We start from the raw sequence: 12,514 nt of genomic DNA on the forward strand, positions 1-12,514 counted from the left end.
TGACTGCGAGACAGACACGTCGAGCAGGTACGAAAGTAGGTCTTAGTGATCCGGTGGTTCTGTATGGAAGGGCCATCGCTCAACGGATAAAAGGTACTCCGGGGATAACAGGCTGATACCGCCCAAGAGTTCATATCGACGGCGGTGTTTGGCACCTCGATGTCGGCTCATCACATCCTGGGGCTGAAGCCGGTCCCAAGGGTATGGCTGTTCGCCATTTAAAGTGGTACGCGAGCTGGGTTTAGAACGTCGTGAGACAGTTCGGTCCCTATCTGCCGTGGACGTTTGAGATTTGAGAGGGGCTGCTCCTAGTACGAGAGGACCGGAGTGGACGAACCTCTGGTGTTCCGGTTGTCACGCCAGTGGCATTGCCGGGTAGCTATGTTCGGAATAGATAACCGCTGAAAGCATCTAAGCGGGAAACTAGCCTCAAGATGAGATCTCACTGGGACCTTGAGTCCCCTGAAGGGCCGTCGAAGACTACGACGTTGATAGGTTGGGTGTGTAAGCGCTGTGAGGCGTTGAGCTAACCAATACTAATTGCCCGTGAGGCTTGACCATATAACACCCAAGCAATTTGACTACTCGAAAGAGCATCAGATTGCGGTGTGTGAAGACGAAATGAACCGAAAGTTCGAATCTCACAAAACACCGAAAGCTATCACATACCCAATTTGCTGAAGCGAGGCCAGCTGGTCGCGACTCAGTACCCGAATTTCTTGACGACCATAGAGCATTGGAACCACCTGATCCCATCCCGAACTCAGCAGTGAAACGATGCATCGCCGATGGTAGTGTGGGGTTTCCCCATGTGAGAGTAGGTCATCGTCAAGATTAAATTCCGAAACCCCTATCTGCGTACGCAGGTAGGGGTTTTGTTTTAGTAGAAGTCACCATTTTTTGCTGGCACGTTACCGCTGTAACGGGCTGGTCACAGAATTTCTTGACGACCATAGAGCATTGGAACCACCTGATCCCATCCCGAACTCAGCAGTGAAACGATGCATCGCCGATGGTAGTGTGGGGTTTCCCCATGTGAGAGTAGGTCATCGTCAAGATTGAATTCCAGAACCCCTGTCTGCTAACGCAGACAGGGGTTTTGTCTTTCAGCCGGCACGGAAAACCCGCCAGAAATAATTCAGGCCTGCCGCTCCAGCGTCACCCACCAGCGAGTGCGGTAGCGCAGTTGCACCGGCAAGGTGTGCGGCAGGATGGCCAGTAGCCTGTCGGTGTCTTCGAGACGGAAAACCCCGGACAGGCGCAAGTCGGCAATGTCCGCCGAGCACGTCAGATACCCGTGGCGGTAGCGTGCGACTTCATTGAGGAAATCCCCCAGGCGCATGTTGCGGGTCACGATCAGGCCGTCGACCCAGGCACCGACGTCCATGTTCAGCGGCGGTACCGGCTTGGCCTGGTGCTGATCGATCAAATAACTCTGCCCGGCGTCCACCTGGATCGGCACACCGTCAGCGGCCAGCGGCGAATGAATCGCGACGATGCCACTGGTGACGCTGAGTCGAGTGCAGTCGGCCTCCTGGCGCAGGATGAAACGGGCACCCACCCCTTCATACACGCCGTGGCGACTGTGCACCCGTAATGGTCGATCAAACGAAGAGCCTTCGTCGATTCCGCCACAGGTCACGATGATTTCGCCCCGGGTCAGTTTGATCCGGCGCTGCTGCGCGGTGTAATCCAGATCCACCGCACTGGCCGTGTTGAGCTCCAGGCGTGTGCCATCGGGTAGCTGGAAGCCACGGCGCTCGCCGGTGGCGGTGGCGAAGTCGGCGGTCCATTGTTGCCAGCCCACCGCATCCTTGCAAAGCCAGGCGGCAGAGCCCATCAGCAATACGCCCGACAGCAACTTCAGCGCCTGGCGTCGGCCCAGTCCCTGGGCGCTGTTTTCCAGGGTGCTGAAGGCGACTTGTGCGCCAGGCACCGCGCGCAGGTTACTGCTCAGTTCAGCATGCAGCGATTGCACTCGTTGCCAGGCCAGTTCGTGTTCATGGTGTTCTGCCCGCCAGCTATCGCATTGCTGGCGCAGTCTTGGATTGGTCGCGTTATTACGCAGGCGCAGCAACCAATTGATGGCTTGCTTGACCACCTGCTGATGCGGCTCGCCGCGGCGATTCAACACCGAGCTATCCGACGGCATCATGCTTGATCCGCCGCATCGGCGGCATTGCCCAGTCGAGCGCGTAGCCACGAGTTGAGCCAACCGTGATGGCTACTGTAAAGCGCCTGTACTGCAAACTCGGGTGAGGACATGAACGCGAAGCCCGGACGTCACAAATGATAATTAGTCGCATTGTCGTCAAGGGCTTGGGAATTTGCAACTGCCGCTGAGCGCGACGTCGCTGCGACCGCGTTATCGTTCTTCGCGAGCAGGCTCGCTCCCACAGGGAATCTTCAACGACCATAACACTTGTGATCGACCGAAACCCCTTGTGGGAGCGAGCCTGCTCGCGAAGGCGGCAGTACAGTCACCGCCAAATAAAGGTCCTACCCAAACAACTTCACCACATTGCTCATCGCATCATCGGCAAACCCCTGCACGAATGCCCTGAACCCCGGAAACGCTTCGGCACCGCCCTGCGCCGGTTCGGCAATGATGGTCCAGGTCGCCCGGGACGAGTTCGCGCCCAACGCTTCAACACTCATCGCCGCCCACAAGTTGGCCACGCCTAAAGTGTTGTAGATCGTGGTCCAGGTCATGTTCAGCGCTTGGTCATCCCGGGAGTTGAGTTGTTCAACCACCAGATTGCCGTCCCTGAAGAACTTCTTGCGCAGGGATGACACGCCCTCACCCGTCATCTCGATGTGCGACAACGCCGGAATGAAGCGATCGAAGCCGGCGAAGTTACCGACCACGGCCCAGACTTGCGCGGCATTGGCTGGCACCTCCAGCGACGCCACGACAGCTGCGCCTTGAGGGTTTTTGATCAGGGTATCGGGTTGCAGAGTGCTCATGGTGTTGCTCCGTTCTTGGTTGGAATGAATCAGATGAAATTGATTTCTTTGAGGTAGTCGCAGCCGCGACGCAGGAGCGCCGGGGATTTTTCCGGGTAGTGCGTGCCCATTTGGCGTACGCCGGCCTGGGCGTTGTCGTGGCCGATCATCGAGATGTCGCCGATGTCTTCCTCGAAGCCGTTGAGGTAGAAACCGAGTACGCCGAACAGCGCGTTGTCGCTGTCGACCCGGCCCAGTTGCTGCTGCCAGTCGGCGACGCTGACCATCGAAAACTCCCGGCCGGCCTCGCGAAATGACGCGACATAGGCGTCCCAGCTCAAGGGCTCGGGGTTGTGCAGGTTGAACACCGCCTTGTCGGGCTGATAACGGCTGGCGTGGAAAGCAATGAAGCGGGCGAGGAAATCCACCGGCATCAAGTCGAAATTCAACGCGAATTCCGGCACCCGACCGAGCTGGATCGAGCCCTTGAGCATCAGCATCAAACGGTTCTTGTGCGGCTGGCAGACCCCCGTGAGGCTGTTGAAACTGATATTGCCGGGGCGATACAGATTGACCCGCACCCCACGCTCGCGAGCCCGCTCGAGAATGCGTTCAGCGACCCATTTCGACAGGTTGTAGCCGTTCTTGATGTAGATCGGCGGCGTCTGCGCGGCAGGCAACTCGAGCACCCGGCCATCGGCGCAGAGGGTGCTGGAAGCCGACAGGGTCGAGACGAAGTTGAAAATCTTCTTACTACGCCCTTCGCACAATCGCAGGCATTCGAAAATCGGCTCGACGTTGTCCCGGGCCAACGACTCGTAGTCGAGGACGTGATTGACGTTGGCGGCGTTATGCACCAGGGCGCCGAACTCCCGGTCCAGTCGCTCATGGACATCAGCGGCGAGCCCCAGCGCGGGATGGGTCATGTCCGCCGCATAAACCTGCACCCGGCTCAGGTCCAGATGCTCCAGGCGGTTCTCGCGCAAGGCCTGAGCGAAACGTTCGGCCGCCGATTGCCCACCACCCTCGCGCACCAGGCAGGCGACTTCGCTGGCGCCCCAGGCCAGCAGCGCCTCGACAATGTGCACGCCGACAAAACTGTTGGCGCCGGTAACGATCACCTTGTGCACATCGCCCATGCAACTCACCGGCAAGGGCTGCACATCCAGCTCGCGGAAGGCGTCAGCCATGGCTTGTGCACTCAACACTTCTTCGGTGCCGGTGCCACGAACCAGCGTCGCCAGTTTGCTGATGGTCGGCAGTTCGATGAAGCGGTTGATCGAGATGCTGCGACCGAATTCTTCGCGCAAGCGCAGGAGCATGCGCGACAACAGGATCGAGTGGCCGCCCAGATTGAAGAAGCTTTCGTCGGTGGAAATATCGCTGGCCGGCAATTCCAGCAGCTCGGCCCAAATCGCCAATAACAACGCTTCATCGGCACTGGCAGGTAAGCGCCGTGGGTGGTTTTCGGTAGCGCTGACGGGCAGTTGCAGCAGTGCCTTGCGGTCGACCTTGCCGTTGCTGGCGAACGGCATACTCGACAGTTCGGTCCAGGCCATCGGCTGCATGTAGTCGGGCAGGAACTGAAGGGCATGAGCTTTCAGCGCTTGGCGAGCGGCACCGGGATGCTCTTCCTGAGGCTGTGCGAGGAAGGCCAGGATCCGCCGCTGGTTGTCGATGACCACTGCCACCTGCCGGTACCGCTGACCGTCGCGCAGGCAGCGTTCGATCTCTTCCGGCTCGACCCGGAAACCCCGGATCTTCACCTGGTTGTCCCGACGTCCGCACAGCTCGATGCCTTCGCCGGTCCACTTGGCCATGTCGCCGGTGCGGTAGGCGCGCAGCTTGTCACCATTGGCCAGACTGAGGTCCAGATAGCGTTCGGCGGTCTGTTGCGGGTTATTCAAATAACCCATGCACACCCCTGGGCCGACGATGTACAGCTCGCCTACGGTCTGTTCAACCACCGGTTGCAAATCCTCGTCGAGAATCAACACCTGGCTGTTCGCAATCGGCGCGCCGAGGGTACGGTTGCTGTCGCCGCTGCGCAGTTGCCGCGCGGTGATCAGCACCGTGGCTTCGGTCGGGCCATAGAGGTTGTACAGCTTGCCCTGGCGGGTCAGTTGCTCGATGACATAGGGCTCGCAGACATCGCCGCCGGTCATCACGTGATCCAGGCACTGCAATTGTTGCAGCGGCAGGATGCTCAACAGCGCTGGCGGCAAAAAGGCGTGGGTGAGGCGTTGGTGGCGGATCAGTTCCACCAGCTGCAATGGGTCGCGACGTTGATCGTCGCCGGGCACAATCAGCTCGGCGCCCTGCAGCAGGGTCGGGAAAATATCGATCAGCGATGAATCGAAACCCAGCGACGAAAACTGCAACACCCGGCTCCGTTCGCTCAGCTGCACGTAGTCGGCGTACCACGTACTGAAATGGGCGAGGTTGGCCTGACTGAGTAGTACGCCTTTGGGATGGCCGGTGGTGCCTGAGGTGTAGAGCGCCATGCAGGGCGCCGCGAGATCGGGACGCGAGCGCATCAGCGGTTGATCGAGGTTCACCTGATCGACGCCGATCAGGGTGATGTCCAGGCCGGGCATCTCGGCCGCGAGCGGGTGTTGCCCGTCATGCAGCAGCAACGCCGCCCCGGCATTCGACAGGATGTACTGCTGGCGTTGCAGCGGATGGCTCGGTTCCAGCGGCAGATACACCGCGCCGCTGCCGAGTATCGCCAGAATCCCCGCATACAGTGCGCTGCATTTCGGCAGGCAGATCCCGACCACTACGGGTCCCGGCTGCTGATCGAGCAATGGCTGCAATCGTTGCGCAATGGCGCGACTCAGTGCATGTAATTGGCGATAACTCAACGAGCTGCCGTCGACGGTCAGCGCCGCACGCTCGGCGCACTGGATGAAACGCTGCTCAAGGCGTTCGATCAGCGGTGTCTGCGCCAGTTGCAGCAGCCAGGGTTCTGCTGTGGCATTGAGCCGGTGTACAAACGCCAGGCTTTCCAGAAACAGCAGATTCTCCACCTGCTCGAAGGGGGCGCAGGGCGCGGGCGGGGCGAGCAGAAAATACTCGGCATCCCGGGAGTAGCGGCTGATCAACAACGCTACCTGGTCCACCAGTTCAGCCACTGCTCGTACCCGCAACGCCTGACCGTTACCTGAAGGCTCATCGGCGATCGGTACCCGAGTCAGCAGCGTCGAGCCGAAGCGGCATAGCAGGTCCAGCGGTGGCAGGCCTGACGCTCCCGGCGCACCGACGCCCAATTGCAGCGTCAGTCGCGGCGCGTTGCCAAAGGCAGGAACGCTGAGGCTGGCGTCGTCGATCAGCAAATCGACGTGATCCGTCGGCTGCTCATCGAGGAATGTCAGCTGCCTTGGTGAATGCCCCTGTTGTTCGAGTTCCAGCGCCAGGCCGGTCAAGGCCTGGCTGCGTCCAATGAGCAGAATGTCGAGACGTCTCATGATGGGCTCCTCGTTAAGCCAGGTAGTCGCCGAGGGCGTCTTGCACGCACCGCGAGTCGAGCAACGAACTGCTGCGGAAAAACCGCACGATGTTGGCGACCAGCGGGTGATGGCGATTGATCGGAAAAGCCAGCCCCGAGACTTCGCTTTTGAGCGCGCAACGTGCGGCATCGCTGATTGGCAGGGACTCGATCAGCCGCAAGTCGAAGGACTTCTGAATGTCGTTGGTCAGGTAATGGCCGATGAACACCGGCAGGATGTGCGCAATGCTTTGACGGTCGTCTTCGCTTGCGGTGTGCCAGTAGATGCGTACCAGCCGCGCCCAGAAGCCCGAATGTCGGCCCTCGTCGAGCAAGTGGTCGGCCATCAGGCCCTTGATCGACTGCTTGACCGTGTCGTCCTTGGCGAACGCCGCCACATCACCGGTCACGGTGTTCTCCGCAATGGCCACGCAGATCAATTCCACGGCGCTGCGCAGGTGCTCCGGCGCGAGTGCGACGGCCGCTGGAATCGCACGGCTCAGTTCGATTTCATCCGGCAGCCCGATCGGCGCGATGCCGGTCATGGCGATGGTCTGCTGCATGAAATCCATGGCCACCAGCGCGTGGTAGTCCTCGTCCACCACCACCGTCATGGCGTCGTAACGGCAGGCGAACGGGAAGGCCAGGGGGAAGCGGTTTTTCGCGATGCTGCGGGCGGTCTTGTCGACGATCTCGGTTTCGAAGATCACCACGTCATTGATGAACTTGTAGAGCGTCTGCACCAAGGCGAAGTCGCGCTGCCCGGGGCATTCGCGCAGGAAGGTTTCGCTCAGCACCAACGGCTGACGGCTCAAGGGATAGATCAGCTTCTCGTCGTTCTCCAGCACTCGGCGAGGGCGGGTGCGGATGGTGGCGCGGCTCTCCCAGGCGTCGGCAAAGGATTGGTAGTCTGCGGCGTTCATGCGTTCACCTCAGGCATAGGTTCGCTCATGCTCAGGCGCAGGCCATCCCACAAGGCGATGCGGCTTTCCACGGCGGCGATGGCGCTGGCGTACACGTCTTCTTCACGCTGCGGATCGCCATCGACCAACCGCGCGAGAAGTTCTTGCGCCGCAGGACCGTGGTCTTCGGAATCGACTTCGATGTGCCGCTGCAGGTAATAACGGAAGGTCGGCGCCTGCTCGATACCGATGCCCCAATCATCAAGAATCCGCTGGAACATCTGTGGGATGACACTCTCACGACCATGCAGAAAGGCGGCCGCAACACGATGCCCCGGAGCATGCAGCGCCGTGTGCAAGGTGTGGCGCACAAACTGTGCGGCTGCCGGATCGACATCCACACTTCGCAATGCCACGTCGTAGCTGACGCCTTCCTGCTGCAGCGCCACGAAGCGTTCCACTGCAACCGTACTTGCACCGACTTCGCGCATGGCGTCCAGGTACAACTCGAAGTGGCTGAAGTGTCCCTTGCCCGGACGGTCGTCGGACTCTTCACCCAACACTATCTCGTTGATCAGGCGCGCCGCCTGTGGATCAGGCGGCGGCAACCACGGCAGTTGGACGCAGGTCAATTCCTGTTGCAGGCGCTTGGTCAGCGACATGAAGTCCCACACCGCAAACACATGGGATTCCATAAAGCGTTGAAGTACCGGGAGCGAATGTATTTCAGAAAAGATCGGGTGCGCGCCAAGTTGTGCTTTTTTCTGATTAAGGTGGTCTTTGGTCGATGTCATGGGCGTGCCTATAAGTGTGTGATCAATAAGTAATGAGCGCATTAGTTTTCTGCTGTCGAGCGAACGCCTCAACTAATTGATATGGGGTTGGTATATTTAAGTTGTCTGGTGAGGGCCTGCCGGCCAATGATCATTGGTGGCGGTGAAAAATTAATACACAAGTAAAGTTGTGGGCAAGATATTTATTTATTATTTTAAAGTTTAACTTTGTTGGGTGCGACAAGTTCCAATAAAACTTTTCAATTAAGGTTTATTTGGCCGTAGTTGCTCCTTCCGGCTTATATAAGTCAGAATTGAAGCAGAGAGTGAATGCCTCACTCGAAGCAACTTTCTAATGGTCGAGCGTCAAGTGATCTGAGGGGGGAAGTTGGCCGGGGATGACGCCGATTCTTCCTTTCCCGTGACAAGACTCCTTCCGTTGGTTCTTGTTGCGAGGACTGCTCGCTCGTGCGGTGCGTCACCCGTTCATTATTCGTTGTCGGACCAAGAGTGAGGGTAATTCAAGGAAGCCGCTATCACCGAGTCGTGAATGCTGTCGGTGCCATGAGCGGGCTTGAGTGGGGCGAGTCGAAGGTGGGGCTTAGGGGGGGCAATCGCGGCAAGCGAGAATGAGCAGTTCGATTTGCTCGCTCAGGCCTGCCGCTGGAATTATTTCGGGGTTTTGCGGTTCTTCGCTTCAGGGCTTTCGAGGTAGCGTGTGATGACCTCGACCCCGCGATTGAGGTGATGTTCGAGCATCTTCACCGAGCGTTCGATGTCGCGGTCCTCGACGGCCCGCAACATCGCCCGGTGATCTTCCTGGGACAGTTTGCCCAGGCCCATGGCTTCCAGATTGAAACGCAGAAAGCGCTCTTCCTCATTCAAGCCGTCTTCCACCAGCTTCAACAGCCGCCGGTTCGGCGCCTTGCTGTACAGCGTCATGTGGAACAGACGGTTGAGCCGGCCGATTTCGGTGTAGTCGTGTTGCGTTTCCAATTCGTCGATGTAGCGGGCGGCCTGTTCAAGATCCTCGTTGGTCAACAAAGGGACCGACAAGCGCAGGGCTTCGGATTCCAACAGGATGCGTAGCGCATAGGTTTCAACGGCATCGCCCTGAACCAGCGGTGCGACGACCGCGCCTTTATGAGCGATTACATTGAGCAGCGACTGGGCTTCGAGCTGGCGCAAGGCTTCGCGCACCGGCATGCGGCTGACGCCGAACAGGTCGGCCAGGTCTTGCTGCCTGAGGGCGGTGCCGCAAGGGATGCGACCGTCGAGTATGGCAGCACGCAGGGTTTCTTCGATCACCGAGCGAGCCAGATGAGCAGGAATCGGCCCGTTGACCTTGATACTGCTGAGAGGGTTGGGCTTCTGTGTCACTACAACGCACCCTGATTGACTGAAATAATTGGATCCAATTGACACTAGTTATTGTTATACAACATGTCAAACCCTGTAGAAGGCTATATCAAGAGTTTAGCGTGTCAGCGGTGATCTCACCGTGCCATTGTCTTTTAACGGGCCAGGCTTCACCATCCATTTGACTCTCTCTCTGCCTATCCAGGAAGCCTCGCCTTGGTGGCATGTTTCGCGGTTCCTCGGACATTGCGCTGGTTGTGCTGCGCGCTGCTGCTGGCTGGCGTCATGCCGGGTGGCCTGCACGCGGATTGGGATTTTTCCCTGATCAGCCGTCGGGCGCAGGCATTATACGGACCGCTGGGTGAAGGTCAGCAACGCATTGATACCTGGCAACAATTGCTGGCCACGCAGAAGCAGATCAGCGAGCCGGAACAGCTCAATGTGGTCAACCAGTTCTTCAACAAGCAGCTGAATTACCTGGAGGACCTCGACTTGTGGCAACAGGTCGATTACTGGGAAACCCCGATCGAAGCCCTGTGGAAAGGTGCCGGCGATTGCGAAGACTTCGCCATCGCCAAGTATTTCAGCCTGCGTCATCTCGGTGTTTCCAGTGACAAGCTGCGCATCACCTACGTCAAGGCCGTGAGCCTGAACCGCGCCCATATGGTGCTGACCTATTACTCGAGTCCGAACGCCGAGCCACTGGTGCTCGACAGCCTGATCGATGCGATCAGGCCCGCCAGCCAAAGAACCGACCTGCTGCCGGTCTACGCTTTCAATGCCGAAGGGTTGTGGCTGCCGGGAGCCAAGGGCAACAAACAGGTGGGTGACACCAAACGCCTGTCCCGATGGCAGGATGTGCTGAAGAAAATGCAGGCAGAAGGTTTTCCGGTCGAGACGACTCACTAGGAGCACACGCTCAGATGTCTTTGTTCAAACAGCTGTTGATCGCCATCTGTCTATTCCTGGTGGTCGCCTTCACCGGCAACTTCATCGTCAGCCTGGAAAGCTCCCGTGCCCAGTACGTCAACCAGTTGCGCTCCCACGCCCAGGACGCCGCGACGGCGCTGGCGCTGTCCCTGACGCCGAACATTGACGATCCGGCAATGGTCGAGTTGCAGGTCAGCTCGATCTTCGACAGCGGGTATTACGCGAGCATCCGGGTGGTCGATCTGTCGAGCGACAAGACCCTGGTCGAGCGCAGCGGCATTCCCGCGGTGAATAGAGTGCCGGACTGGTTCGTCAAACTGATCGGCCTGGAACCGGCCGGCGGCGATGCCATCGTCAGCCGTGGCTGGGAGCAGGCCGCCAGGGTCGAAGTGGTGAGTCACCCGATGTTTGCGCTGGCCAAGCTCTGGCAGAGCGCATTGGGCAGCCTGACCTGGTTGCTGATCTGCGGCGTGGTCAGTGCGGTGCTCGGCGCGTTGTTGTTACGCCGGCAATTGAAGCCGCTCGACTACATGGTCGAGCAGTCCCACGCCATCGCCCGTCGGGAATTCCTCAGCCTGCCAGACCTGCCGCGCACCCCCGAATTGCGCCGCGTGGTGCAGGCCATGAACCAGATGGTCGAAAAGCTCAAGGCGTTGTTCCTGGAGCAGGCCGGGCACAGTGAAAAACTGCGCGCCGAGTCTTACCAGGACGCCTTGACCGGGTTGGCCAACCGGCGCTATTTCGAAATGCAATTGAATGCGCGGGTGACTAACCCGGAGCAGGCCAGCTCGGGTTATCTGCTGCTGTTGCGAGTGAAGGATCTGGCCGGTTTGAACCAGCGCCTGGGCGGTCAACACACCGATGAACTGCTGATAGCGGTCGGCGAGCAATTGTCCCGAGAGTGCGCCAGGTACCCGGAAACGCTGAACCTCATCACGCGCATCCGTGGCGGCGAATTCGCCGTGCTGGCACCGGGGCTGGTGCGCGAAGAAGCGCTGCAACTGGCGCAGAACCTCGAAGCTGCGTTGGGCAGCCTGTACGCGACCGGCGCCACCGATGTGGCTTCGGTCGCTTCGATCGGGCTGGCGCCGTTTGTCCATGGCGACTCGCCGCAAGCGGTGTTGGCGTTGGCGGATCAGGCGTTGTCGCAAGCCGAAGGCCTGGGCGATTCGACCTGGGTCTGCCTGGATCACAATGCAGCGGCCGATGTCGGTGATGACCACCATGCCTGGTACGGCTTGCTTGATCAGGCGCTGGACAAGCAGCGTTTCCAGCTGTATTTCCAGCCGGTGGTGGCCAGCCAGGACACCCAACTGGTGCTGCACTACAAAGTGCTTTCGCGTTTGATCGACGACCAGGGCCAGGCAATTCCCGCCGGGCGCTTCTTGCCGTGGCTCGAGCGTTTTGGCTGGACCGCGCGGCTGGACCGCCTGATGCTGGAATGGGTGCTTGAACAGATGGCCGATCACGAACAGTCGCTGGCGCTGAACCTGTCTTGCGCGACATTGGTCGACCCGCAGGCGCTGAACAAGGTTTTCGAGATTTTGCGTGCCCATTCCAATCTGGGCTCGCGGCTGACCCTGGAAATCGGCGAGGAGCAATTGCCGGAACAAGCGGTACTGGAAGAGCTGACGCGGCGTCTGCGCGAGCTCGGTTTTTCCCTGAGCCTGCAACACTTTGGCGGGCGCTTCAGCATGATCGGCAACCTGGCACGGCTTGGGTTGGCCTATCTGAAGATCGACGGCAGCTACATCCGGGCGATTGATCAGGAGGGCGACAAGCGAGCGTTCATTGAGGCAGTTCAACGGGCTGCCCACAGCATCGACCTGCCGCTGATTGCCGAGCGGGTCGAGACTGAAGGGGAGTTGCTGGTGATTCGCGAACTGGGGATTTATGGGGTTCAGGGGCGGTTGTTTGGGGAGCCTGAGCCTTGGAAGTAAGGCCCTGTAGGAGCGAGGCTTGCCCGCGAAGGCGTCAGTACAACACCCAAGCTGGCGTAAGAACCATCTGACGGGGGGACAGCGGCGTCGGAGATTTCCTTCAAGTTGTAGCGGTGTTGGTGAACTTGTCCGGCTTCAGGCTCGTGGTTAGTCTGGGATTGTCACTGAAAAAGCGGT

The 12,514-nt window shown here is 59.4% G+C and carries 8 protein-coding genes, 3 rRNA genes and 1 pseudogene (1 of these 12 running past the window's edge); 5 read left to right on the forward strand and 7 right to left on the reverse strand.

The genetic code is table 11. The features are described from left to right. The 3 genes from ACA041_RS00565 to rrf (ACA041_RS00575) form a co-directional block, all read left to right on the forward strand. Positions 1-561: ribosomal RNA gene (locus ACA041_RS00565) — 23S ribosomal RNA — on the forward strand; it begins 2,331 nt to the left of the window's first position. A gap of 157 nt (positions 562-718) precedes the next feature. After that, a 5S ribosomal RNA gene (gene rrf / locus ACA041_RS00570) occupies positions 719-834 on the forward strand. Positions 835-942: 108 nt separating this feature from the next. After that, a 5S ribosomal RNA gene (gene rrf, locus ACA041_RS00575) occupies positions 943-1,058 on the forward strand. An 80-nt stretch (positions 1,059-1,138) separates the two neighbouring features. On the opposite strand, the gene ACA041_RS00580 is transcribed toward rrf (ACA041_RS00575), so the two are convergent. The 7 genes and pseudogenes from ACA041_RS00580 to ACA041_RS00610 form a co-directional block, all read right to left on the reverse strand. Then, the gene (locus tag ACA041_RS00580) at positions 1,139-2,152 is read right to left on the reverse strand and encodes a FecR domain-containing protein (RefSeq protein WP_497441980.1); all 1,014 of its coding nucleotides are present in this window, start codon (positions 2,150-2,152) and stop codon (positions 1,139-1,141) included. Between the two features lie 2 nt (positions 2,153-2,154). Beyond that, positions 2,155-2,265, reverse strand: a pseudogene (locus tag ACA041_RS00585) (sigma-70 family RNA polymerase sigma factor); the annotation flags it as partial. Positions 2,266-2,499: 234 nt separating this feature from the next. Next, positions 2,500-2,967 carry an SRPBCC family protein gene (locus tag ACA041_RS00590; RefSeq protein WP_497439424.1) on the reverse strand — a complete coding sequence of 156 codons (468 nt, stop codon included), beginning with the start codon at positions 2,965-2,967 and terminating at the stop codon, positions 2,500-2,502. A gap of 29 nt (positions 2,968-2,996) precedes the next feature. After that, a complete protein-coding gene (locus ACA041_RS00595; RefSeq protein WP_497439425.1) occupies positions 2,997-6,413 on the reverse strand; it encodes an amino acid adenylation domain-containing protein in 3,417 nt (1,138 codons plus the stop codon). Between the two features lie 13 nt (positions 6,414-6,426). Next, complete coding sequence (locus ACA041_RS00600) at positions 6,427-7,356, reverse strand: diiron oxygenase (RefSeq protein ID WP_497439426.1); 930 nt, start codon at positions 7,354-7,356, stop codon at positions 6,427-6,429. Further along, the gene (locus ACA041_RS00605; RefSeq protein ID WP_497439427.1) at positions 7,353-8,129 is read right to left on the reverse strand and encodes a DUF3050 domain-containing protein; all 777 of its coding nucleotides are present in this window, start codon (positions 8,127-8,129) and stop codon (positions 7,353-7,355) included. Before ACA041_RS00605 ends, ACA041_RS00600 begins: the two co-directional genes overlap by 4 nt. Positions 8,130-8,777: 648 nt before the next feature. Then, entirely contained in the window at positions 8,778-9,488 is a 711-nt protein-coding gene (locus ACA041_RS00610) for a GntR family transcriptional regulator (protein WP_497439428.1), read from the reverse strand. Positions 9,489-9,683: 195 nt separating this feature from the next. On the opposite strand from ACA041_RS00610, the gene lapG reads away from it, so the two are divergent. Both lapG and lapD read left to right on the forward strand, forming a co-directional pair. Further along, entirely contained in the window at positions 9,684-10,376 is a 693-nt protein-coding gene (lapG, locus tag ACA041_RS00615) for a cysteine protease LapG (RefSeq protein ID WP_497439429.1), read from the forward strand. A 14-nt stretch (positions 10,377-10,390) separates the two neighbouring features. After that, the gene (gene lapD, locus ACA041_RS00620; protein WP_497439430.1) at positions 10,391-12,337 is read left to right on the forward strand and encodes a cyclic di-GMP receptor LapD; all 1,947 of its coding nucleotides are present in this window, start codon (positions 10,391-10,393) and stop codon (positions 12,335-12,337) included. Positions 12,338-12,514: the final 177 nt, after the last annotated feature.

The organism is Pseudomonas sp. LBUM1676, from assembly GCF_059695605.1.

Bases quoted from the DNA above. Each gene is read 5' to 3' on its own strand.
- ACA041_RS00595 (WP_497439425.1), bottom strand. From the start codon at position 6,413: ATGAGACGTCTCGACATTCTGCTCATTGGACGCAGCCAGGCCTTGACC.
- ACA041_RS00600 (WP_497439426.1), bottom strand. From the start codon at position 7,356: ATGAACGCCGCAGACTACCAATCCTTTGCCGACGCCTGGGAGAGCCGC.
- lapD (WP_497439430.1), top strand. From the start codon at position 10,391: ATGTCTTTGTTCAAACAGCTGTTGATCGCCATCTGTCTATTCCTGGTG.
- ACA041_RS00605 (WP_497439427.1), bottom strand. From the start codon at position 8,129: ATGACATCGACCAAAGACCACCTTAATCAGAAAAAAGCACAACTTGGC.
- ACA041_RS00590 (WP_497439424.1), bottom strand. From the start codon at position 2,967: ATGAGCACTCTGCAACCCGATACCCTGATCAAAAACCCTCAAGGCGCA.
- ACA041_RS00580 (WP_497441980.1), bottom strand. From the start codon at position 2,152: ATGCCGTCGGATAGCTCGGTGTTGAATCGCCGCGGCGAGCCGCATCAG.